This window comes from Rhodococcus sp. 27YEA15, assembly GCF_049739425.1.
GTDB lineage: Bacteria > Actinomycetota > Actinomycetes > Mycobacteriales > Mycobacteriaceae > Rhodococcus_F.
This window is the reverse complement of record NZ_JBMHHW010000001.1, coordinates 3,405,995-3,432,929: the sequence shown is the minus strand read 5'-3', so window position 1 is coordinate 3,432,929 and position 26,935 is coordinate 3,405,995. Positions and strand designations below refer to the sequence as shown.

The following is a 26,935-nucleotide window of genomic DNA, read 5'->3' as shown; positions in this document are numbered from 1 at the left end:
AGGTTCACGTTTTCCCGATGATGCTGGAGGTAAGGGCGCTGCATACCGATCCGTCTACCGTCGATACGCGGACTTGACGTAGATATCGACGGGTCGATGCAGGGGCGCCGAGCCTGCGATTGGTCCGAAGAGGCAACCACAGTCCGAAAAACAATCTAATCGGTCGGATTGTAATGTCAGTTCTGCTTACTTGGCCTTAACTGCAACAATGGTCCCATGTGCCTGAATCGGGTACGGCAGTTCTAGCTGGGCCGCCCAGCTCGGATAGTTGAACTGAAGTTTTGACGCGGAAGTGAGTTACTTCATGCACCACGGTGTTCTCCAGTACGTCGTTCGATCTTGGACGGTCGGCGCATGACCGCCGGTGGTTCGGGACCGGAGAACGCAGTGAAGAGCGGGGTTCGGAAAGCTCGGGCCCGTCGGTCGAGTCGTGGTTCGCGGGTGTTGTTGTTGCCGCAGTTGTTGGTGGCGGCGGTGGAGTTGGATCCGGGTCGGGTGGCGTTGCGGTGTGGGGGTCGTTCGGTTTCGTATGCGGAGTTGGATGAGTGGTCTTCTCGTTTGGCTCGGGTGTTGATTGCTGGTGGTGTGGGGCCGGAGGATCGGGTTGCGGTGTCGGTGCCGCGGTCGATCGAGTCTGTGGTGGCGTTGTGGGCGGTGGCGAAGTCGGGTGCGGCTTTTGTGCCGGTTGATCCTAATTATCCGGTTGATCGTGTTTTGTACATGATTGAGGATTCTGGTGTTTCGGTGGGGTTGACGGTTGAGGGCGTGGTGGGTGGTCTTCCTTCGTCGGTGGATTGGAAGTCGATTGATTCGCCTGAGATGGGTCAGTTGTTGTCGGGGGTCTCGGGTGACCCGGTGGTGTACTCGGATCGTGTGTCGTTGTTGCGTGCGGAGCATGTGGCGTATGTGATTTATACGTCGGGTTCGACGGGTCGGCCGAAGGGCGTCCTGGTTACCCACGGTGGACTCGGTAACCTACTCAGCGAGCAGGTCGACAAACTTGGTGCCAAGGCACATTCCCGGGTGCTGCACTTCGCAACACCCAGCTTTGATACGTCCCTGTTCGAATTGTTGCTCACCATCGGGTCGGGCTCGACAATGGTCATCGTCCCACCAAGCACCTACGGTGGCGATGAACTGGCAGATCTGCTCAAAGCGGAGCAGGTCACTCATGTGGTTGGAACACCTTCGATGTTGGCGTCGGTTGACCCGGCCGGACTGGATTTTGTCGAGGCGGTGGTCGTCGGTGGTGAGGTTTGCCCACCTGAACTTGTCGCAAAATGGGGACGCGGCAGAGCCTTCTTCAACGCGTATGGACCTACCGAAACTACAATCATCACCAATATAAGTCCGAATTTGGCGCCTGGCGACAGGGTGAGTATCGGTGCGCCGATTCGAGGCGTTTCAGCATTGGTGTTGGACTCACGGCTCAATCCGGTTCCCATGGGCTCTGCGGGTGAGTTGTATCTAGCGGGGCCTGAGTTGGCCCGCGGCTACCACAACCTCAGAGGTATGACAGCCGATCGCTTTGTCGCGAATCCGTTTGGTGCGCCGGGTGATCGGATGTATCGCACGGGTGATGTGGTGCGGTGGGTCGACGACGAGTTTGGTGAGCGCGGTATCGATTATGTCGGTCGAGCGGATTCGCAGGTCAAGATTCGTGGGTTCCGCATAGAACTCGGAGAGATCGACGGAGTCCTGGCAAAGCACCCATCGGTGGAGTTCGTGGCGACGCTTGGGCGCAAGCTCGACAACGGCGAAACCGTGTTGGTGGCGTATGTCGTGCCTGTCGTTGGTGCGGAGGTGACGTCCGACGCGATCATCGAGTCTGCTCGGCGGGTTTTGCCGCGTCATATGGTGCCTGCGTCGGTGATGGTGATTGACGGGATTCCGTTGACGCCGGTGGGGAAGCTTGATTCTGCTGCGTTGCCGGATCCGGTGTTTCAGTCGCGTGTTTTCCGTGAGCCGTCTTCTGGTGGGGAGGCGTTGGTGGCGGGGGTGTTCGGTGAGTTGTTGGGTCTCGGGCGGGTGGGGGCTGATGATGATTTCTTCGAGTTGGGTGGTAATTCGCTGATTGCGGCGAAGTTGGCGGGTCGGTTGAGTGCGGTTTTCGGGTTCCGTGTTCAGGTGAAGACGTTGTTCGAGTCGTCGACGGTGGCGGGTTTGGCTGCGGTGTTGTCGAGTTCGGGTGGTCGGTCGCGGGAGGCGTTGGCGGCTCGGGTGCGTCCGGTGCGGGTGCCGTTGTCGTTGGCGCAGCAGCGGATGTGGTTTTTGTCGCGGTTCGATGCGGTGTCGGGTGTGAACAATATTCCGATCGTGTTGCGGTTGTCTGGTGTGGTGGATGTGGCGGCGTTGGCGGCTGCGGTGTCCGATGTTGTTGGTCGGCATGAGGTGTTGCGGACGGTGTATCCGGAGTTCGAGGGGGTGGGGTTCCAGCGGGTTCTTTCGGTGGGCGAGTTCTCTGTTGATGTTTCGGCGGAGCGGGTGGCTGAGTCGGAGTTGTTGGCGGTGTTGGTTCCGGTGGTGACGGAGGGGTTCGATGTCACGTCGGAGGTGCCGTTGCGGGTTCGGTTGTTCCAGACTGGTTCGTCGGAGTTTGTGTTGGCGTTGGTGATTCATCATATTGCTGCTGATGGTGTGTCGATGGGGCCGCTTACGCGTGATGTGATGGTGGCGTACGAGGCTCGGTCTCGGGGTGTGGTTCCGGGGTGGGCGCCGTTGGTGGTGCAGTATGCGGACTATTCCCTCTGGCAGCGTGAGGTGTTGGGGTCCGAGGATGATTCGTCGTCGTTGGTGTCCGAGCAGTTGGGGTATTGGACGTCGGTGTTGGCGGGGTTGCCGGAGCGGATCGAGTTGCCGGTGGATCGTCCGCGTCCGTTGGTGGCATCTAATCGTGGTGCGAGTTACCGGTTTTCGGTAGACGAGCGGTTGCATCGGGCGCTCGAGCAGTTGGCGCTTGATCGTGGTGTGTCGTTGTTCATGGTGGTGCATGCGGCGTTGGCGGTGTTGTTGGCGCGGCTCGGTGGTAGTGATGATGTGGTGGTGGGTTCGCCGATCGCGGGGCGGGGTGAGCCGGAGCTCGATGATGTGATCGGGATGTTCGTCAACACGTTGGTGTTGCGGACGGAGGTGGATTCTTCGGAGTCGTTCTCGGTGTTGCTTTCTCGGGTTCGTGAGGTTGATCTGGGGGCGTTCGGGAACGAGGATGTTCCGTTCGAGCGGTTGGTGGAGGTGCTCGATCCGGTGCGGTCGCAGGCCCATCATCCGTTGTTCCAGGTGGCGTTGTTCTTTCAGAACATGACACAGGACGTGTTGGAGTTGCCGGGGTTGACTGTCGCGGGGTTCGATGCGGGGGTCGAGGTCGCGAAGTTCGATCTGCAGTTGACGGTGTCACCGGTCGAGGAGGGCGGTGTCGGTGTGGGGATGCCGATGTCGTTGACGTATGCGACGGATTTGTTCGACGAGTCGACGGTTGTCTCGTTTGCCGATCGTCTGGTGCGGGTTCTCGAAGCGATGGTGGCGGAGCCTGATTCGGTTGTCGGGGATGTGGAGTTACTCGGTGCGGACGAGCGTTCGCAGGTGTTGGTGGCGGTCAATGACACTGTTCACGAGTTGACTGCCGGCGTGTTGTTGCTCGACGGGTTTGTTGCGCAGGTGGCGGCGACTCCGGGTGCGGTGGCGGTGGTGTTCGAGGGGCAGTCTCTGACGTATGCGCAGTTCGGGTCTCGGGTCAATCGTCTTGCCCGGTATTTGATTGCGCAGGGTGTGGGGCCGGAGTCGTTGGTGGCGTTGGCGATGCGCCGGTCGATCGATCTCGTGGTGGGTATGTATGCGGTGGTCGCTGCGGGTGGGGCGTATGTGCCGTTGGATCCGGATCATCCGGCCTCGCGTAATGGTCATATTCTCGCTACTGCGGCACCGGTGTGTGTGTTGTCCACTGCTGGTGACGGTGTGGTGTTGCCGGGTGCGTTCGATGTGGTGTTGATCGATGTGGTGGATGTGTCGGGGTACTCGGATGCGCCGGTTTCTGATGCGGATCGTGTTGCTCCGCTGCGGGGTTCGAATGCGGCGTATGTGATTTTCACGTCGGGGTCGACGGGGAAGCCGAAGGGTGTGGCGGTTTCGCATGCGGCGATCGTCAATCAGATGGGGTGGATGCAGGGCCGGTATGTTCTGACCGGGTCGGATGTGTATCTGCAGAAGACGGCGACGACGTTCGATGTGTCGTTGTGGGGTTTCTTCTTGCCGTTGGCGGTGGGTGCGCGGTTGGTGGTGGCCACTCATGACGGTCATCGGGATCCGGGGTATTTGGCGTCGGTGATCGCTGATCAGGGTGTGACGGTGACGGACTTCGTGCCGACGATGTTGTCGGTGTTCGCGGGCGAAGTATCTGCGGGCCAGTTGGTTTCGTTGCGTGATGTGTTCGTCATCGGTGAGGCGTTGCCGGCGCAGACGGTGCGTGATTTCGGTGTGGTCTCGGGTGCGCGGGTTCACAACTTGTATGGTCCGACCGAGGCTGCGGTGTCGATCACGTTCGCGGATGTGACGAGTGCCGGCGCTGGTGGTGTGGTCTCTATTGGTGTGCCGCAGTGGAATTCGCAGGTGTTTGTGTTGGATTCTCGGTTGCGTCCGGTGCCGGTGGGTGTGGCGGGTGAGTTGTATCTGGCGGGTGTGCAGTTGGCTCGTGGGTATGTTTCTCGTCCGGATTTGTCGGCGGATCGGTTCGTGGCTAATCCGTATGGTGGGGCGGGTTCGCGGATGTATCGCACGGGGGACTTGGTGCGGTGGACTCGGTCGAGCGGAGCGAGGGGTGTTGTAGGGGCTTGCGGTGAGCTCGAGTACATCGGTCGCAGCGATTTTCAGGTGAAGTTCCGTGGTCAGCGGATCGAGTTGGGGGAGATCGAGTCGGCGTTGGTGGCCGATGTGTCGGTGTCGGTGTCGTCGGTGGCTGTGGTCTCGACCAAGACCGGTGATCAGTTGGTGGGGTATGTGGTGCCGGCGTCGGGTGCGGTGGTTGATACTGCGGCACTGGTGGATTCGTTGGGGGCGGTGTTGCCGTCGTATATGGTGCCGTCGCAGATCATGGTGTTGGAGGCTTTCCCGCTCAATGCGTCGGGGAAGTTGGATCGGAAGTTGTTGCCGGAGCCGACGATAGAGGCTGCGGTGTTCCGGGCTCCGGTGACGGCGGTGGAGCAGATCGTTGCGTCGGTGTTCGCGCAGGTCCTCGGTGTGGATCGGGTGGGTCTTGATGATGATTTCTTTGCTTTGGGTGGTAATTCGCTGATCGCGACGCGGGTGGTGGCGCGGTTGGGTGAGGCGCTCGATGCGCAGGTTCCGGTGCGGGTGTTGTTCGAGGCGTCGTCGGTGCAGGGTGTGGCGGCGCGGGTGGAGTCGGAGGCGGGTTCGGGTGCTCGGGTGCCTCTGGTGCCCCAGTCGCGTCCGGAGCGGGTGCCGTTGTCGTTGGCGCAGCAACGGATGTGGTTCCTGAACCGGTTCGATTCTGGTTCTGCGGTCGATAATCTACCGGCGGCAATCCGGTTGACCGGTAGCCTCGACGTCTTGGCTCTGCGTAGCGCGGTAGATGACCTGCTCACTCGTCACGAAATTCTCCGTACCGTGTACCCGGAGGCCGACGGCATCGGGTTCCAGCGAGTGCTCCCTGCCCGAGCGGTGAGCGTCGACCTGACTCCACTTCCCGTTGACGCGGCGAATGTTGTTGCTGCCGTTACAGAATTTGTGACTCAAGGCTTCGACGTCACAGTGCAAGTGCCGGTTCGGATTCGGCTGTTCGAGGTGACGCCGTCCGAATACGTCCTGGCGATCGTGGTGCATCACATCAGTGGTGACGGCTATTCGATGGGACCGTTGACACGCGATCTGATGACCGCGTATGCCGCACGCACCCACGGTGAGGCACCGACGTGGGCACCGTTGCCGGTCCAGTACGCCGACTACACGTTGTGGCAGCACGAGGTATTGGGCTCGGAAGACGATCCGGAGTCGCTTATCTCGAGGCAGCTGACGTACTGGCGCCGAGCGCTCGCGGGTATCCCCACTGTGATCGAACTACCAAGCGACAGAGCCAGACCGGCGGTCGCTACCAACGCCGGTGCGGGATATTCCTTCACCCTCGATTCGCCGTTGTACGAGCGTCTGGAGAGGTTCGCTCGCGAGCAGAACGTCACCATGTTCATGCTCGCTCACACCGCGCTCGCCCTACTCCTGGCGCGCTTGTCCGCCACCACTGACATCGCTGTGGGTACCCCTGTTGCCGGCCGCGGCGAGGCCGGACTCGACAGCCTCGTCGGCATGTTCGTCAATACGCTCGTGCTACGCACCGAGATCGACCCGGCCGCCTCCTTCTCCGACGTGCTCGCAGCCACACGCGAACACGACCTCGGAGCATTTGGTCATGCGGACGTCCCCTTCGAGCGGCTCGTCGAGGTGCTTGATCCGCAGCGCACCGAGGCACACAATCCGCTGTTCCAAGTGATGCTCACTTTCCAGAACCTCGGTGCCCAGACACTCGAGCTGGACGGCCTCGAGATTACCGGAGTCGACTTCGACATGGAGTTGGCCAAGGTCGATCTCCAACTGACCCTGTCCGAGGTTCCCAGCGAGTCGGAACCTGAGTCCGGTAAGCAGATGGCCGGCTATTTCACTTACGCCACAGATCTATTCGATCGATCCACGATCGTCGCGTTCGCCGAGCGGTTCGTCCGAATCCTCGAGACCGCGCTGACGGCACCGACGACCGCGGTCGGCGATATCGATATTCTTGATCCCACCGAGCGCGACGGCGTGCTGCGGGCATGGAATGCCACCGATATCGACACGACCGATGCGTGCCTGGTCGATCTGTTCGACGCTCAAGTAGGGCGCACGCCAGATGCACCTGCCGTGACGTTCGAGGGAGTGTCGATCTCCTACGCAGAATTTGATGCCAGAGCCAACCGACTGGCGCGCTCACTTATCGCTCGCGGTGCGGGCCCCGACGCCGTAGTGGCATTGGCCATGCGGCGCGGGGTGGAACTGCTCGTGGCAATGTACGCCGTCATCAAGGCCGGCGCTGCATACCTTCCGGTGGATCCAGAGCAACCTCAGGAGCGCAATAACTACGTACTCGAGACTGCCGAGCCGATTTGTGTGTTGAGTACGAGCCTTGACGGCTTCGAGTCTGCGGGTGCGATAGAGGTCCTCGAGATCGATCGTCTGGAGTTGATCGAGTACTCGGCAGCGCCTGTCACCGACGCCGAGCGCACCTCGACTTTGCGCGCCGCCAACACCGCCTACGTCATCTTCACTTCGGGCTCGACCGGACGACCCAAGGGCGTCGCGGTCTCGCACCAGGCAATCGTCAACCGGTTGCGGTGGATGCAGTCCGAGTATCCACTGGGCGCAACTGATGTAGTGCTGCAGAAGACCCCATTCACCTTCGATGTGTCGGTGTGGGAGTTCTTCTGGCCGTTGCAGGTTGGCGCGCGACTGGTGGTGGCAGCAGTCGACGGGCACCGCGATCCCGAGTACTTGGCAAATATCGTGACCGAAGAAGCGGTGACGACTTTGCACTTCGTGCCGTCGATGCTCGAGGTATTTATTGCCGAACCCTCTGCAGCGCAGTGCACCTCGTTGGTGCGGGTGTTCGCTTCAGGTGAGGCGTTGCCGGCTCAGGTAGCTGCCCGAGTCCGATCGGCACTGCCCACCGCGCGACTGCACAATTTGTACGGCCCCACGGAAGCGGCCGTCGACGTGACGTACCACGAAGTCACCGCGGCAGACTCCGTCTCGGTGCCGATCGGAGCACCGGTCTGGAATACCCGGGTGCTCGTTCTTGATTCGCGGTTGCGTCCGGTGCCGGTAGGGGTACCGGGTGAGCTGTACCTCGCTGGTATCCAATTGGCCCGTGGCTATCTGTCGCGCGCCCAACTGACCAGTGAGCGCTTTGTTGCAGATCCCTTCGGTCCGGCCGGCTCGCGCCTGTACCGCACTGGCGACTTGGTGCGGTGGAGTCCCACGCGGGTCGGGGAACTCGAGTACATCGGCCGGACCGATTTTCAGGTCAAACTGCGCGGTCTACGTATCGAACTCGGTGAAATCGAGTCGGCGTTGCGGGATCAACCGGGTGTGACGTCGGCGGTGGTGCTGGTGCTCTCGGAGAATTTGGTTGCATACGTCGTTCCGGCGGACGAAGTGGCGGTCGATACCGAGAAGCTGGAGCACGCGCTTGCCGCACGCCTGCCCATCTACATGGTTCCCACTCATTTTGTGGTCCTCGAAGAGCTTCCGGTGGGCCCGTCCGGAAAGCTCGATCGCCGTGGTCTTCCGGAACCCTCATTTGAGGCAGCGGAGTTCCGGGCCGCTGAATCGGAGTTCGAAGAAGCCATTGCGGCCGTGTTCGCCGATGTACTCGGCCTGGATCAGGTGGGTGTCGACGATTCGTTCTTCGCGCTCGGTGGCGACTCGATCATGTCGATTCAGCTGGTTGCGCGCGCCAAGGCCAGGGGAATGCACTTCACACCCCGTAATGTGTTCGAACACAAGACGGTGGCCAAATTGGCTGAAGTTGCAACGGCGGTAGGCGATACCGATGCCGTGGTGCTCGAAGAGCTTCCCGGTGGCGGAATCGGTTGGATGCCGCTGCTGCCGTTCGCCCGCACCGCTACGTCCGGTCCGGGTAGCTTCGCACGCAATAACCAGAATCTGGTTCTCGAGTTGCCTGCGGGTGTCGACCGCGCCGGCGTGGTCGACACGTTGACAGCGGTGGTTGATCGGCATGATGTGCTGCGCTCGCGACTGGTCGACGATCATCGTGGCCGCGGCCTCGAAGTAGCTCCCGTCGGCGCAGTCAGTGTTGATTCGCTGCTACACCGGGTAGAGCTCCCGATCGATGCGACCGACGCGCACATCACGGAGATCGCATCCGCCGAGTTCGATCGTGCGCTCTCCCGACTCGACCCGGCCGGCGCCGTGATGACGCAATTCGTCTGGTTCGACTTCGGCACCCAGCGCTCGGGCCGGCTGCTCTTCATCGCACACCACCTTGTTGTCGACGGGGTGTCCTGGCGGATCATCGTGCCGGATCTGGTGACGGCGTGGGCGCAGCGGTCGGCCAACCTACCGATAGGCCTTGCACCTGCCGTGACCTCGATGCGTCGGTGGGCCCACGCCCTGGCGGACGCGGCTACAGCGCCCGAACATCTCGCGCGAACCGAGTACTGGCGCGGTGTTCTTGCCGGCTCGGATCCACAGCTCGGTGCCAGAGCTTTTGATCCGTCTCTTGATGTGGTGCCGACCGTTGATCACGTCGAGGTGTCCGTCTCGGTGGACACGACGCGCGCGCTGTTGCGCTCCCTGCCGACGCTGTATCGCAGTGGGGTCAACGACATACTTCTCGCGGCATTGGCGGTCGCTCTGGTCCAGTTGCGACATGAACGTGGTGTCGAGGAATCCACGGCCCTGATCCATCTGGAAGGCCATGGCCGGGAGGAAGACTTGATTCCCGGTGCCGATCTGTCGCGGACCGTGGGCTGGTTCACCAGCTCGTATCCGGTGCGTTTGGATCTTACCGGGATAGAAATCGCCTCGGTGCTTCGCGGCGGCGCCGAAGCCGGCTCGCTGATCAAGGCCGTCAAAGAGCAATTGGCAGCGATACCGGACAAGGGCATGGGATACGGCCTGCTCCGGCATCTCAATCCCGAGACGTCGACGTTGTTCGATGGCCTCACCGACGGCCAGATCAGCTTCAACTACTTTGGCCAGATCGCGAGCGGTGGGGTACCGACGGACGCCACCGGTATGAGTTGGATCCCGGGTGATGGACTCGGTGAATTCACCGCCGCTGGTGACGAGGACCGGCCGGCCAACCGCACCATCGATATCAATGCCGTGGTGGGCGGCGAGGGCGAAAACCTTTCGCTGCGAGCAAGTTTCGGGTTTGCTCGACTCGCGGTCGCTGAAAGCGATGTTCGGCGACTGAGTGAGTTGTGGACCGAAACCCTTTCAGCCCTGGCCGAACACACGGCTTTTGAGGGTGCAGGTGGGTTGACTCCCTCGGACATCACGTTGGTCGAGACTTCACAACACGACCTCGATGTCTGGGAATCGGTACACGATTCGATCTCTGACGTGTGGCCGCTTGCCCCACTGCAGAGCGGACTCTACTTCCACGCGTTGTTCGCCGAGGGCGCCGTCGACCTCTACACCGTACAGGTGGCGTTGGAGTTGTCGGGCACTGTCGACGAAGCCAGGATGAAGGCGGCAGCGCGGACATTGTTCGACCGCCATGACAACTTGCGTACCGCCTTTCACACCAGTGTCGACGGTACGGCTGTTCAGGTGGTGCGAGATGGCGTCGAGCCGGCGTGGACTTCGCACGAACTCTCCGGACTCGGCGATCAGGCACGGGCCGAGGCCAGGCGGAGCATTCTCGACCACGAGCGGCAGGCGCCGTTCAGCATGGCGGCGCCACCGCTGATCCGTTTTGCCTTCCTTGAACTCGGTGGCGGCCGGTTCACGATGTCCGTGGTCACCCACCACATCCTGCTCGACGGCTGGTCGATGCCGCTGCTGCTCAAGGATCTGCTGTTCCTTTATGCCACCCGCGGCGACTCCTCGGCCTTACCGCGGACCAGGAGCTATCGGACCTACCTGGCGTGGCTGGGCGAGCAGGACCGGGCGGCGTCGCTACTCGAGTGGCGACGGGCATTGTCGGACCTCGATGCGCCGACTTTGCTTGCTACTCAACTGGGTACACCGGCCGCCGGCGAGTCCAAGGACAAGGTCGAACTGCTGCTCAGTGCTGACCGTACCCGAAAGTTCAATGCGCTCGCGGCCAGTGCCGGTGTCACGCTCAATACCGTCTTGCAGAGCGCGTGGGGTGTGCTGCTGGGTCGGATCACCGGAACGCGCGACGTAGTATTCGGCGCCACCGTCTCCGGTCGACCACCGCAGCTCACGGGTGTCGAGTCGATGGTCGGGTTGTTCATCAACACGCTGCCCGTCCGCGTCGCCTTCGACCCCGCCGAATCGCCGCGCAGCCTGCTCGGGCGAATCCAGCTCGAGCAGGCATCTCTGCTCGACCATCACTACCTCGGACTCGCCGAGATTCAGCAGGCGATCGGTGTCACGGCGCTGTTCGACAGTCTGGTCGTTTTCGAGTCGTACCCCATCGATCAGGACGGGCTTGCCGCGCAGGCCGGTTCGATTGATGGACTCTCGGTGGACGGCGTTGTGACAAACGACGACAGCCACTACCCCCTGAGCCTGGTGGTCAACGCCGGGCAGGAGATTCACCTGGCACTGTCCTACGCCACAGGTGTCTTCAGCGGCGAATTCATCGAAGGATTCTTCAGCCGGCTGTCCCTGATTCTGGACGGCTTTGTCGACCAGCCGGACGCGCCGGTCGGAGACATCGAGATTTTGGGCACCGCGGAGCGTGCGCTCGTGCTCGACGGCTGGCACGAGCGAGCGACAGCGCAAACGCAGTCCACGTTGACCGACTTGATTGGGAAGAGTTTCGGCGCCGATCCACATGCCGTGGCCGTGTCATTCGAGGATCGGTCGATGACGTATCGAGAACTCGACGAGGCAACCAATGCCTTGGCGCGAGTACTGCTCGAACGCGGAGTAGGCTGCGAAGACCTTGTTGCGGTACTGCTTCCACGTTCGCTTGAACTCGTCGTGGCGGTGGTGGCCATCGTGAAGTCGGGCGCGGGGTATCTTCCGATCGACCCGGGATACCCGGCCGAACGCATCGAGTACACGCTCGGTGACGCAGCTCCAGTGTGCGCGCTGGTCGTCACGGAAACCGCAGACACCGTACCGGCGAATCTCGAGACACTGGTGCTCGACACACTCGATTTGACCGGCGTCGACGAGACGCCCCTGCGGGCAGGCGAGCGCCGCCGTCCGGTTCGCCCGAGCGACATCGTGTACGTCATCTACACCTCCGGGTCCACCGGGCGCCCCAAAGGTGTTGCCGTCGAACACCGCAACGTGGTGAGTCTGTTCGGCAACTCGTGGTCGCTGTTCGGATTCGACAGCTCCGACGTGTGGACGCTCTTCCACAGCATCGCCTTCGACTTCTCGGTGTGGGAACTGTGGGGCGCGCTTCTCTACGGCGGCCGCGTGGTTGTGGTCGACTACCTCACCTCCCGTTCGCCCGAACAATTCCGGGAACTGGTCGCGCGAGAAGGCGTGACGGTGCTCAACCAAACCCCGTCGGCCTTTTACCAGTTCGACGCCGCGGATCAGGCCGCCTCGGCAGACCTCTCGCACTCGATCAGACACGTCGTGTTCGGCGGCGAGGCGCTCGATCTACCGCGTCTGAGTCGCTGGTTCGAGCGGTACCAGAGCGGCGGGGCGCGCCTGGTCAACATGTATGGCATCACCGAAACCACGGTGCACGTGTCCTTCCAGGCCATCGATGCCGGTGCCGTTGATGCCGCTAGAGCGGGTGCAGGCTCGCTGATCGGACGCGGACTACCGGGGCTGACCGTGTACGTTCTCGACGACCGTCTGCGCCCGGCCGCTGTCGGTGCCAGGGGAGAGGTCTATGTTTCGGGCCCGCAGGTCTCACGCGGCTATCGCGGCCGGCCTGACCATTCCTCACATCGTTTTGTCGCCAATCCTTATGGTGGCGAAGCAGGTTCGGTGATGTATCGAACCGGCGACGTAGCCAGGTGGAACCTTGACGGACTGCTCGAATACGCTGGACGCAGTGACGCTCAGGTTCAGTTGCGCGGCTTCCGCATCGAACTCGGTGAGATCGAGACCGTCCTCGTCGACGCTCCCGGGGTCGCGCAGGCCGTGGCGATTGTCCGCAGCGACTCCGATCTGGGCGAACGCCTGATCGGCTATGTGGTGGCGGAGCAGGAAGCTGCGCTCGAAAGTCGCGCTGTCTCCGAGTATGCAGCCAAGTATCTGACCGGCTACATGGTGCCGGATGCGATAGTTGTGCTGGGCGAATTACCGCTAACTGTCAACGGCAAACTTGATCGAAAAGCATTGCCCGCTCCGGTGTTCGAGACGGTTGCGTTCCGAGCGCCTGTCACTGAGACCGAAAGCGCAGTGGCGCAGGTGTTTGCCGAGACCCTGGGCATCGACCAAGTGGGACGTGACGACGACTTCTTTGCACTCGGCGGTAATTCGCTCATCGCGACCCGGATCGTGGCGCGTATCGGGCGAGCCACCGACTCGCAGGTATCCATCCGGACACTCTTCGAATTCTCCTCCGTCGCAGCACTTGCGCGCACTATCGACAACACAGGTGGCCACGGTGCTCAGGTCGAGTTGACTCGCAGGACACGACCAGCGCAAATTCCGTTGTCTTTGGCGCAGCAGCGCATGTGGTTCCTCAGCGTGTTCGATCCCGAATCTGCCGTCAACAACATTCCGGTCGCCATCCGGTTGTCCGGTGTGCTCGACGTCGAAGCACTTACGGCTGCCGTGTCGGACCTGGTGGCACGACACGAGATCTTGCGCACCGTGTATCCCGACGTGAACGGCGTTGGTGTGCAGCAAATCCTCGACCCTGCCCAGGCCCGACTGGACGTATCCGCTGTTCCGGCAGATGAGTCCGGAATTGTTCCGTTGGTGACCGAGTTCTTCTCGGCCGGGTTCGACGTGCGCGTGCAGGTGCCGATCCGGGCACGTCTGTTTGCCATCTCCGACACCGAATACGTCTTGGCAGTAGTGATTCACCACATTGCGGGCGACGGTGTATCGATGGGGCCGCTGACACGTGACGTCATGACTGCTTACGCCGCCAGGAGCAATGGCGTTGCGCCGTCGTGGGAGCCGCTTGCGGTGCAGTATGCGGATTACACCTTGTGGCAGCGTGAGGTGTTGGGGTCGGAGGATGATCCGGGGTCGTTGATTTCGGAGCAGGTGCGGTACTGGACGGAGGCCCTCGATGGGGTTCCGGATCAGTTGGATCTGCCGGCTGATCGCCCGCGGCCGATCGTCGCGAGTAATCGGGGTGCGCAACATGGGTTCTCGATTTCTGCCGAGTTGCATCGAGATTTGGTAGCGGTATCGCGGGATGCGAACACCACACTGTTCATGGTGATGCATTCGGCGTTGGCTGTGTTGCTTGCGCGTGTGTCGGGTACGTCGGATATTGCGATCGGTACTCCGGTTGCGGGTCGTGGTGAGGCTGCCCTTGATGATGTGATCGGGATGTTCGTCAATACTTTGGTGTTGCGTACTCGGGTTGATTCGGGTGTGAGCTTCGAGGGTTTGTTGGCGCAGGTGCGTGATACGGATTTGGGTGCGTTTGCTCATGCGGATGTGCCGTTCGAGCGGTTGGTGGAGATTCTTGATCCGGAGCGTTCGCAGGCTCGTAATCCGTTGTTCCAGGTGATGCTCGCATTCCAGAACGTGGAGCAGTCGGCACTCGAATTGGGTGAGCTGACTGTTTCTGGGGTGCAAGCCGATGCCGCGCAGGCCAAGGTGGACCTGCAGCTGACTCTGGTGGAACAGTTCGATACCGCCGGTGCGCCGGACGGTATCGCTGCTCAGTTGACTTATGCGACTGATCTTTTTGATGGGTCGTCGGTGGTGTTGTTGGGTGAGCGGTTGTTGCGGGTGTTGGTGGCGGTGGCGGCTGATCCGCGTGTGCGGGTGGGTGATGTCGAGTTGTTGGATGCGGGTGAGCGTTCGTTGGTGCTCGAGTCGTGGAATGAGACGGCGTGTCGGGTGCCGGATGTGGTGGTGCCGGGGTTGTTTGGTGCTCGTGTGCTGGAGTCTCCGGGGGCGGTGGCGCTCTCGTTCGAGGGGGTGTCTGTCTCGTATGCGGAGTTTGATGCGCGGGTGAATCGTTTTGCGCGGTATTTGATTTCGTTGGGTGTGGGTCCGGAGTCGTTGGTTGCGGTTGCGGTGCGTCGCTCGGTGGATTTGGTGGTGGCTGTTTATGGTGTTCTTGCTGCTGGTGGTGCTTATGTGCCGGTGGATCCGGATCAGCCGGTCGAGCGTAATGCGTATGTGGTGGATGCTGCGGATCCGGTGTGTGTGATTTCTACTTCTGATGTGGGGTTTGTTGCCGGTGGTCGGCCGGTGGTGTTGGTTGATGTTGTTGATGTGTCTGGTTTTTCGGCTGGTCCGGTGTCGGATGTGGATCGGGTGTCGGTGTTGCGGGCGGAGAATGCGGCGTATGTGATTTTCACGTCGGGTTCGACGGGTCGGCCGAAGGGGGTGGCGGTTTCTCATCGCAGTGTGGTCAATCAGGTGTTGTGGTTGGCGGAGAAGTATGCGGTGTCGGTTTCTGATGTGGTGTTGTTCAAGACTCCGGTGACTTTCGATGTGTCGGTGTGGGAGTTGTTTGTTGCGTTGGCGGTGGGTGCTCGGGTGGTGGTGGCTACTCATGACGGTCATCGGGATCCGGGGTATTTGGCGTCGGTGATGGCGGCGGAGTCGGTGTCGATGGTTTCGTTTGTGCCGTCGATGTTGGAGGTGTTCGTCGATCAGGTTGTCGATCAGGTTGTCGATCAGGGTGCTGGTCAGGTTGTCGATCAGGGTGCTGATCGGGGTGTTGGTGGTGGGTTGGGTTCGTTGCGGGTGATTTTCGCGGCGGGTGAGGCGTTGCCGGTGTCGGTGGTGCGTCGGGTGTTGTCGGTGTTGCCGTCGGTTGAGGTTCATAATTTGTATGGTCCGACGGAGTTCACGGTGCATGCGACGGCGGCGGGTCCGCTCGATGGTGTGGGTGTGGTGCCGGTGGGTGCTCCGGTGTGGAATTCGTCGGTGTTGGTGTTGGATTCTCGTTTGCGTCCGGTTCCGGTGGGTGTTGCGGGTGAGTTGTATTTGTCGGGTGTTCAGGTTGCTCGTGGGTATTACGGGCGGGTGGATTTGTCGGCGGAGCGGTTTGTGGCGAATCCGTTTGGTGGTGTGGGTTCGCGGATGTATCGCACGGGGGATGTGGTGCGGTGGATCGGTGTGTCGGGTGAGCTCGAGTATGTGGGGCGTAGTGATTTTCAGGTGAAGTTGCGTGGTCAGCGGATCGAGTTGGGGGAGATCGAGGCTGCGGTTCGGGATCAGTCGGGTGTGGGTTCTGTGGTGGTGGTGGTGTGGCGTGATCAGTTGGTTGCGTATGTCACTGCTGCGGTGGGGTCGTTGGTTGATGTTGATGTGGTGAAGGTGGGTGTGTCGGCTCGGGTTGCGTCGTATATGGTGCCGTCGTTGTTTGTGGTGTTGGATGTGTTGCCGGTTAATGCGTCGGGGAAGTTGGATCGGCGGTTGTTGCCGGAGCCGGTGTTCGAGTCGGCGGTGTTCAGGGCTCCGGTGTCGGAGTCGGAGGTTGTGGTGGCTCGGGTGTTTGCCGAGGTGTTGGGTGTTGATCGGGTGGGTCTCGATGATGATTTCTTCGAACTCGGCGGCAACTCGCTCGGAGCTACTCGACTGACGGCGCGTTTGGGACAGGCGGTCAATGCCCAGATTCCGGTTCGTGTGATCTTCGAGGACTCCGGGGTGGAGGCCCTCGCCGTTCGGGTGGAAGCGTTGGCGGGTAAGGGATCCCGGGCGGCCTTGGTTCGTCAGGACCGTCCGGCGCAGGTGCCGCTGTCGCTGGCGCAGCAACGTATGTGGTTCCTCAACCGCTTCGACCGCGCCTCCACTGCCGACAATATCCCGGTGGCTATTCGCCTGACGGGTTCACTTGATGTAAATGCGCTCGGTGGCGCTGTCAACGACGTCGTGGGCAGGCATGAAGCGCTGCGTACGATCTATCCGGAAATTGACGGCATCGGCTACCAGCACGTTTTGGCGGCTGCCGATGCGCTTATCGACCTTTCACCTATCGAGGTGGACCCCGAGCGTATATACGGTTACATATCAGAATTGATGGCAACGGCTTTCGATGTAACGGCCGAGATGCCGTTCCGAGTGGAGCTTCTGCGACTGAGTGCGGACGAATTTGTTCTTGCCATGGTGGTGCATCACATCTCGGCCGATGGATTCTCGATGGGACCGTTGGTTCGCGATGTAGTGCTCGCCTACGAGGCTCGTCGCCGCGGCGACGAGCCGGCGTGGACACCGCTGGAAATTTCATACATCGACTACACCCTGTGGCAGCGGGCTACTCTGGGTTCGGAATCAGATGAGGCGTCGCTGATCTCCGAGCAGATCGGCTACTGGACCGCCAATCTTGCCGATGCACCCGAGCAGTTGCTGCTGCCGACAACGCGGCCACGACCGACGGTTGCATCGAAAATCGGTGCCAGATATCCCTTCTCAATCGACCCGGACACGCACCGAGCACTCGGCGATCTAGCCCGGGAGCACCAGGCATCGCTGTTCATGGTGGTGCATTCAGCCCTCGCCGTGCTGCTTGCCAGACTCTCCGGATCGTCGGATATCGCGATAGGCACGCCAGTGGCAGGTCGTGGCGAAGCCGCACTCGACGATATCGTCGGAATGTTCGTCAATACCCTGGTTCTGCGTACGGAGGTAGCGGCAGACGCGAGTTTCGCGTCGGTTCTGGATTTGGTGCGTGATGTGGATCTGGCTGCTTTCGGGCACGCTGATCTACCGTTCGAGCGACTTGTCGAAATCATCGATCCGCCGCGTTCGCAGGCTCGGAACCCGCTCTTCCAGGTGTCGCTGACTCTGGAGAACGCAGCACAGGACAGCCTCGAACTCGGAGAACTGGCCGTCGCCGCGGTAACCACAGATTTTGCGCCGGCCAAGACGGACCTGCAATTGACCGTCAACGAGTCGGTTGACGTCTCAGGGAATCCCGCCGGCATTTCGATGGAGTTCCTCTACGCCACAGAACTGTTCGACGAGGCGCTGGTAGTCGACTTCGCCGATCGGCTCACCCGGATCATCGGGGCAATGGCCACCGATGCTGCCGCGGTCCTTGGCGACGTCGCCATCACCACGGCGAACGAGCGCCGCGACCTGGTTCTGCACGCATCCGATCAAGATGAGACATTCGCGACGTTGGCGGACGTCATTGCGGAGACTGCGCGGGTGCACAGCGAGCAGACTGCGCTGGTCTTCGGCGATCGAGTCCTTGATTACAGCGAGGCGGACGCATGGTCCACCAGGCTTGCCCGCGTGCTCATCGGCCGCGGTGTCGGACCGGAAGATGTAGTGGCAGTTGCTATTCCGAGATCGATTGAATCGGTACTCAGCGTCTGGGCAGTGGCGAAGGCCGGCGCAGCCTTTGTTCCCGTGGATCCGCGGTATCCCGCGGATCGGGTCGCTTACATGGTCGGTGATTGCGGTGCGAAGTTCGGGTTGACCACTGCTGCCGAGGCGGGGACGCTGCCCAACCTACTGGAGTGGCTGGCGGTCGATTCAGCAGACATCGACGATGCGCTGGCGTCGGCGTCAACAGCCACGATCACCGATGCCGACCGGATTCGGCCCATCCGGATTTCGAGTGCGGCATACATGATTTTCACCTCAGGATCGACCGGCCTTCCCAAGGGCGTGGTCGTTACTCATCGAGGTATCGGCAATCTTGTGAACGAGCAGCGCGAACGCTATTCGATCACCCCGCATTCGCGGGCACTGCACGTGGCGTCACCGAGCTTCGACGCCTCGGTGTTCGAAATGCTCTTTGCGGTCGGCAACGGCGCGACGCTGGTAATTGCGCCGCCGTCGGTGTTCGGCGGCGCCGAACTGGAATCGTTGATTCGCCGCGAGCAAGTTTCGCTTGCCGTCATCACTCCTGCGGCTCTGGCATCGATGGATCCGCAGGAGCTCGACTCTCTGGAAGTTCTCCTCTCGGCAGGTGAGGCGCTCTCGCCCGATCTGGTGGAGCGTTGGGCACCCGGCCGTCGACTCTTCAATGCCTACGGTCCGACCGAGTCGACCGTTATGACGACGTGCAGTGGGCCGGTAGCGCCAGGCGAGCCCGTAGACATCGGAACACCCACCCGCGGCATCGACGCGATAGTCCTCGATGCGCGGATGAACCTGGTACCTGCGGGCACCGTGGGTGAGTTGTACGCTGCGGGAAGCCAGCTTGCACGGGGATACCATCGCCGCGCAGCCCTCACCGCAGAGCGGTTTGTGGCGAACCCGTTCGGGCCCGCTGGGTCGGTTCTGTATCGAACCGGCGATCTGGTTCGGCTGACCCCGAGCGGCACCCTCGAATATCTCGGTCGCGGTGACGCCCAGGTCAAAATTCGTGGACTACGCATCGAACTCGGTGAGGTGGAGTCGGCACTGCTCGCAGTTCCGGGCGTGCGGCAGGCAGTTGCGACCACGCACCCGGACGCGCGACTCGGCGACCGGTTGGTCGGCTACGTGGTGGCTGACTTCGGGATGAGCCTCGATCCCGACGCAATTCTCACGTCAGTCGCCGCCTCGTTGACCGCCTACATGGTTCCCGAAGCGGTGGTGATTCTCGAGTCGCTGCCGGTCACGCCAGGCGGAAAGCTGGATCGTCGGGCCTTGCCCGCGCCGGTGTTCCAGAGTGCGGCTTTTCGGACACCCGAGACACCTATCGAGCAGATCGTGGCCAGGGTGTTCTCCGATGTGCTCGGCACCCCGCGCGTGGGGCTCGACGACGACTTCTTTGCGCTCGGCGGCAACTCACTCCTTGCTACCCAGGTGGTTTCACGAGTGGGTGCAGCGATCGATTCCTCTGTTCCGGTGCGGCAGCTGTTCGAATTCTCAACCGTTCATGCTCTGGCCCACGCGCTCGAGGCTGCCGCGGGCGATGGCGGTCGACCGGTATTGACCGCGCGGCCACGGCCCGAACTTGTGCCACTCTCACTCGCGCAACGCCGCATGTGGTTCCTCAACCGTTTCGACCCCAGCTCGGTGGCACAAAACCTACCCGCCGCAATCCGATTGACAGGCACGCTCGATGTTGCAGCGATGGCCGCTGCCGTGACGGATGTACGGCAACGGCATGAGAGTCTGCGGACTCGCTATCGCGATGTCGACGGTATCGGCTATCAGGAAGTTCTTCCCGCTGATGAGATATCTGCCGATCTCGAGGTCACCACGATCGAGCAGGCACACGTCATCGACTCGGTGTCGGAGTTTGCACTTGAAGGTTTCGATGTGGCAGCGCAGGTACCCGTTCGGGTCCGCCTTTTCGAGATCAGCGATGCTGCCGGCGCAGAATCAGAATTTGTGCTGGTGTTTGTGGTGCATCACATTGCTGCCGACGGATTCTCGATGGCACCCCTTACCCGGGATCTCATGGTCGCGTACGCCGCCCGTTCTTCCGCGGGTGCACCTACCTGGTCACCGCTCGATGTGCAGTACATCGACTACACGCTCTGGCAGCGAGAAGTTCTCGGATCAGAAGACGATCCGGACAGCGTGCAGTCCCGTCAGCTGAACTTCTGGCGAAACGCTCTTGCTGGACTACCCGACCAGTTGACGCTCCCGATGGATCGGCCGCGCGGCGCCGTTCAATCGGTGACGAGCGCAAGTGTGCCAGTGACCATCAACGCGGAGATCCATCAGCAACTGACAGCTCTCGCACGAGAATCAGGCACCACATTGTTCATGGTGGTCCACGCGGCGCTCGCGCTGTTGCTGGCGCGCCTGAGCGACACAGATGATGTTGCCATCGGCACGCCGATCGCGGGGCGGGGCGAAGCGGCGCTAGACGACGTTGTCGGAATGTTCGTCAACACGTTGGTCTTCCGAACCAGGTTCGATGCCAAGCAGACGTTCGCCGAAATGTTGGCCGAGACCAGGGACGTGGACTTGGCGGCGTTCGGTAATGCAGACGTACCGTTCGAGCAGTTGGTAGAAGTGATCAACCCGGCTCGCTCGCAGTCGTATCACCCGCTGTTCCAGGTGGCTCTCTCGTTCCAGAACCTGGCGCAGAGCACTTTCGAACTGCCGGGCCTGGCCCTGTCTGCTGTGGACTTCGACGTCTCGACCTCACAGTTCGATCTTCACCTCGCGGTGACTGATACCTATGACGAGAGCGGACTCCCGACCGGACTCGGAGGTGAAATCAAGTACTCGGCAGCCTTGTTCGATCGCGAAACAGTCGAGCGGATTGCGGCCCACCTGATACGCGTTCTCGCCGAGGTCGCCGCGCATGCGGACGTCGTGGTGGGGGACATCGATCTACTGGGCATTGACCAGCGCGAACTGCTGACCCGACAGGGGACAGGTGCAGCGCTCACGACCGACCCGTGCACCCTGGTGGACGAGTTCGACAGAATGGTCGTCAAGGTTCCCGACGCGATCGCAGTGGTGTCGGGCGACCAGAGACTGACGTACGCCGAATTTGACGCCAAGGTCAACCGCACGGCACGAGTGTTGATTGCGGCAGGTGTGGGTCCGGAAACTTCGGTGGCCTTGATTTTGCGGCGCTCGATCGACTTGATCGTCGGCATGTATGCGATTGCCAAAGCTGGTGGCGCGTACGTCCCGATCGATCCGGACCAGCCGGCAGAACGCTCGGAGTTCATCCTGGAATCCGCTAACCCGGTGTGCATCGTGACGCGAACATCCGACGCTCACGCCAGAGCGTGGGGCGACCGGACGATAGTCGAACTGGACGCGATGGACTCCACTGGAATACCGGATCATCCGATCGTCGATTCCGAGCGAATCACACCTCTTCACGCGGACAACACCGCATACGTCATCTTCACCTCCGGTTCTACGGGCAAACCCAAGGGTGTCGCCGTATCGCATCGCGCTGTGGTAAATCAACTAGCTTGGAAGCGAGAAGAATTCGCGATCACACCGGCTGATGCCGTGCTGCTCAAGACCGCCGCGACCTTCGACCTTTCGGTGTGGGAATTCTGGTCTGCACTCACATCGGGCGCCCGCATTGTCATCGCACCCGCCGGCTCGCAACAAGACGCGGAGTCGTTGGTAGCACTCATCGACACGCAGGCTGTCACCACATTGCACGTGGTGCCGTCGATGCTGGACGCCCTGGCCACTGCCGCAGGCGATCGACTGCCCACCACACTGCGGCAAGTCCTCGCAATCGGCGAGGCACTACCTGCGGAACTGGCCAGACGAGTGCGCGTCGCAAATCCGGCGCTCGATCTCTACAACCTGTACGGACCCACCGAGGCTGCGGTCTCGGTGACCTCTCACCTGGTCGACGACTCTGATCGCGACACGGTATCCATCGGCGTACCGGAGCTCAATACCCAACTTTATGTGTTGGATTCACGCCTTCACCTGGTGCCGACCGGTGTGGCCGGGGAACTCTATATTGCCGGTGAGCAGTTGGCCCGCGGTTACTTCGGGCGAGCAGAATTGACGGCTGATCGTTTTGTCGCGAACCCGTCCGGTGGAGGGGCGCGGATGTACCGCACCGGTGACCTGGTCAAGTGGAACGCTTCTGGTGAACTGGAATACCTGGGCCGCACCGACTTCCAGGTGAAGCTGCGTGGATTCCGCATCGAACTCGGTGAGATCGAAGCGGTGCTCGACGGTCTGGCCGGAGTGTCACAATCGGTAGCCATCGTGCACCAGGACACCCACATCGGTGATCAACTGTTGGCATATGTGACGGGCACGGCAATCGAACCGGAACTGCTACGTGCCGAGATTGCGGAGACATTACCAAGTTACATGGTGCCCTCGCGCATCATCGCGCTCGACGCATTCCCGCGTACCGTCAATGGAAAGTTGGATCGTACACTCTTACCCATTCCGGCCTTCGAGCCAGCGCAATTCCGTGCACCGGTAACTAGCACCGAAGAATTGGTCGCGGCTACATTTGCAGGGCTGCTCGCAATGGATCGCATCGGTCGTGACGACGACTTCTTTGCACTCGGCGGCAACTCGCTTGTCGCTACCCGAGTGGCGGCAAGATTGGGCAGCGCACTAGGGATGAACGTACCGGTGCGTCTGCTCTTCGAGGCGCCGTCGGTGTACGCGTTGGCCGCGAAACTCGACTCGCACAATGCAACTGGCATTCGCGTCGAATTGACTCCAAGGACACGACCAGAGCAAATTCCGTTGTCTTTGGCGCAGCAGCGCATGTGGTTCCTGAGCCGGCTCGATCCGGAATCTGCCGTCAACAACATTCCGGTTGCCATTCGGTTGTCGGGCGCGCTCGATGTCGACGCCTTGCGTGCAGCGGTGCTCGATGTGATCGGGCGTCACGAAGTGCTACGTACTGTCTACCCGGACGTGGACGGTGTCGGATACCAGCAGGTACTGCGCGTCGCCGAGCTCGAGTTGGATCTGAAACCAGTACAGATCAGCGAGTCGGAGGTAGTTGACGCCGTAATCAGGGTCGTCGGAGCTGGTTTCGACGTCACCGCGGCAGTTCCTTTGCGAGCGAATCTGTTCGAGATCGGTAGTCGTGAGTACGTCCTGGTGCTGGTGGTTCATCACATCAGCGCCGACGGCTTCTCGATGGGCCCACTGACTCGCGATGTCGTGGTGGCCTACGAGTCTCGGGCGCGTCACATTGCGCCGTCGTGGGAGCCGCTTGCGGTGCAGTATGCGGATTACACCTTGTGGCAGCGTGAGGTGTTGGGATCGGAGGATGATCCGGGGTCGTTGATTTCGGAGCAGGTGCGGTACTGGACGGAGGCCCTCGATGGGGTTCCGGATCAGTTGGATCTGCCGGCTGATCGCCCGCGGCCGATCGTCGCGAGTAATCGGGGTGCGCAACATGGGTTCTCGATTTCTGCCGAGTTGCATCGAGATTTGGTAGCGGTATCGCGGGATGCGAACACCACACTGTTCATGGTGATGCATTCGGCGTTGGCTGTGTTGCTTGCGCGTGTGTCGGGTACGTCGGATATTGCGATCGGTACTCCGGTTGCGGGTCGTGGTGAGGCTGCCCTTGATGATGTGATCGGGATGTTCGTCAATACTTTGGTGTTGCGTACTCGGGTTGATTCGGGTGTGAGCTTCGAGGGTTTGTTGGCGCAGGTGCGTGATACGGATTTGGGTGCGTTTGCTCATGCGGATGTGCCGTTCGAGCGGTTGGTGGAGATTCTTGATCCGGAGCGTTCGCAGGCTCGTAATCCGTTGTTCCAGGTGATGCTCGCATTCCAGAACCTAGGCGTTACCACCCTGGAGCTACCTGGATTGTCGGTGTCGGGTATCGACATCGACGCCGCTCAGGCCAAAGTGGATCTGCAAGTCACCGTGTCCGAAAGTATCGACGAAGACGGCGCCGCCGCCGGAATGTTTGTCGAGTTGACTTATGCGACTGATCTTTTTGATGGGTCGTCGGTGGTGCTGTTGGGTGAGCGGTTGTTGCGGGTGTTGGTGGCGGTGGCGGCTGATCCGCGTGTGCGGGTGGGTGATGTCGAGTTGTTGGATGCGGGTGAGCGTTCGTTGGTGCTCGAGTCGTGGAATGAGACGGCGTGTCGGGTGCCGGATGTGGTGGTGCCGGGGTTGTTTGGTGCTCGTGTGCTCGAGTCTCCGGGGGCGGTGGCGCTCTCGTTCGAGGGGGTGTCTGTCTCGTATGCGGAGTTTGATGCGCGGGTGAATCGTTTTGCGCGGTATTTGATTTCGTTGGGTGTGGGTCCGGAGTCGTTGGTTGCGGTTGCGGTGCGTCGCTCGGTGGATTTGGTGGTGGCTGTTTATGGTGTTCTTGCTGCTGGTGGTGCTTATGTGCCGGTGGATCCGGATCAGCCGGTCGAGCGTAATGCGTATGTGGTGGATGCTGCGGATCCGGTGTGTGTGATCAGTACGTCTGATGTGGGGTTTGTTGCCGGTGGTCGGCCGGTGGTGTTGGTTGATGTTGTTGATGTGTCTGGTTTTTCGGCTGGTCCGGTGTCGGATGTGGATCGGGTGTCGGTGTTGCGGGCGGAGAATGCGGCGTATGTGATTTTCACGTCGGGTTCGACGGGTCGGCCGAAGGGGGTGGCGGTTTCTCATCGCAGTGTGGTCAATCAGGTGTTGTGGTTGGCGGAGAAGTATGCGGTGTCGGTTTCTGATGTGGTGTTGTTCAAGACTCCGGTGACTTTCGATGTGTCGGTGTGGGAGTTGTTTGTTGCGTTGGCGGTGGGTGCTCGGGTGGTGGTGGCTGCTCATGACGGTCATCGGGATCCGGGGTATTTGGCGTCGGTGATGGCGGCGGAGTCGGTGTCGATGGTTTCGTTTGTGCCGTCGATGTTGGAGGTGTTCGTCGATCAGGTTGTCGATCAGGGTGCTGGTCAGGTTGTCGATCAGGGTGTTGGCGGGGGTGGGTTGGGTTCGTTGCGGGTGATTTTCGCGGCGGGTGAGGCGTTGCCGGTGTCGGTGGTGCGTCGGGTGTTGTCGGTGTTGCCGTCGGTTGAGGTTCATAATTTGTATGGTCCGACGGAGTTCACGGTGCATGCGACGGCGGCGGGTCCGCTCGATGGTGTGGGTGTGGTGCCGGTGGGTGCTCCGGTGTGGAATTCGTCGGTGTTGGTGTTGGATTCTCGTTTGCGTCCGGTGCCGGTGGGTGTTGCGGGTGAGTTGTATTTGTCGGGTGTTCAGGTTGCTCGTGGGTATTACGGGCGGGTGGATTTGTCGGCGGAGCGGTTTGTGGCGAATCCGTTTGGTGGTGTGGGTTCGCGGATGTATCGCACGGGGGATGTGGTGCGGTGGATCGGTGTGTCGGGTGAGCTCGAGTATGTGGGGCGTACTGATTTTCAGGTGAAGTTGCGTGGTCAGCGGATCGAGTTGGGGGAGATCGAGGCTGCGGTTCGGGATCAGTCGGGTGTGGGTTCTGTGGTGGTGGTGGTCTGGCGTGATCAGTTGGTTGCGTATGTCACTGCTGCGGTGGGGTCGTTGGTTGATGTTGATGTGGTGAAGGTGGGTGTGTCGGCTCGGGTTGCGTCGTATATGGTGCCGTCGTTGTTTGTGGTGTTGGATGTGTTGCCGGTTAATGCGTCGGGGAAGTTGGATCGGCGGTTGTTGCCGGAGCCGGTGTTCGAGTCGGCGGTGTTCAGGGCTCCGGTGTCGGAGTCGGAGGTTGTGGTGGCTCGGGTGTTTGCCGAGGTGTTGGGTGTTGATCGGGTGGGTCTCGATGATGATTTCTTCGAACTCGGCGGCAACTCCCTGTTGGCGACCAAAGTGATGGCAGGACTCAGCAGGGTGATCATGATGGATGTTCCGATCAGGACTCTGTTCACACACTCGCGAGTTGCCGGCCTAGCGGACGCTGTTGCGCTTGGAATTCGAGCTGGATTCGAAACAGAGAAGGACGCAGCACTTCAGGTAGTGCTTCCCATTCGTGCCACCGGTACCGAGCGGCCACTCTTCTGCGTGCACCCGATGGTTGGACTGGCGTGGCCCTATGCTGCTCTTGCTGCGCACGTAGATCGGTCGATTCCGATCTACGGTCTCCAGTCGCCGGTGCTCACTGATCCCGATTTCGACTCGTCGTCACTGGATTCGTACATCAATCGTTATGTCGAGGAGATGATGCGGGTTCAACAGGCCGGTCCATACCGGGTACTCGGATGGTCACTTGGCTGTGTTATCGCGCACGGAATCGCGGCGCGCATCGTCGAGCTCGGCGGCGAAGTGGATGCGCTTGTGCTCCTGGACGGCACGCCTGAGCACCGTGACGCAGGAGAGTTCCGCCGAGGATTGGACAAGGAACTGTTCGCGCTCGGTGTCACCGTCGACGCCGAGGAGCTAGCTGATTTCTCAATTGACAACGCGCGGCGTGTGCTCGATGCCGTCCAGGGGGAGGCGATCGGCCTCAGCGTCGAGAAGATCCAGCGGTTGTTTGTCAGCATCGCCGGTACCGCCGAGCTGATCAATGCGTATGTTCCGCGAAAGTTTTTGGGCGACATGCTGTTTGTCAATTCGAACGAACGAACCGAGGAGACGAGCGCCGGTCGACTATGGGGCCCGTGGGTGGCCGGCACGCTCGACGAGCAGCAGGTCGACTTCGAGCACGTGGAACTGCTGTCGGGACCGGCACTCGAAGCTGTTGCTCCGATGATCGAGGCAGCGCTGCGACGTAGTCGATGACACTGCCGGAGGGTTCGATATGAAGGCTGATGTGATCGCGGGCCACCCTGCGGGTGCCCGTGATCACGAC

1 protein-coding gene is annotated in these 26,935 nt (G+C 61.1%); it reads left to right on the top strand.

Going from position 1 to position 26,935, the window contains the following annotated elements:
- Positions 1 to 354: 354 nt before the first annotated feature.
- Entirely contained in the window at positions 355 to 26,865 is a 26,511-nt protein-coding gene (locus ABH922_RS16215) for a non-ribosomal peptide synthase/polyketide synthase (protein ID WP_424807883.1), read from the top strand.
- The last annotated feature ends 70 nt before the right edge of the window (positions 26,866 to 26,935 follow it).

Excerpts from the sequence above, each read along its gene's own strand:
- ABH922_RS16215 (WP_424807883.1), top strand. The coding sequence starts at position 355 with ATGACCGCCGGTGGTTCGGGACCGGAGAACGCAGTGAAGAGCGGGGTT.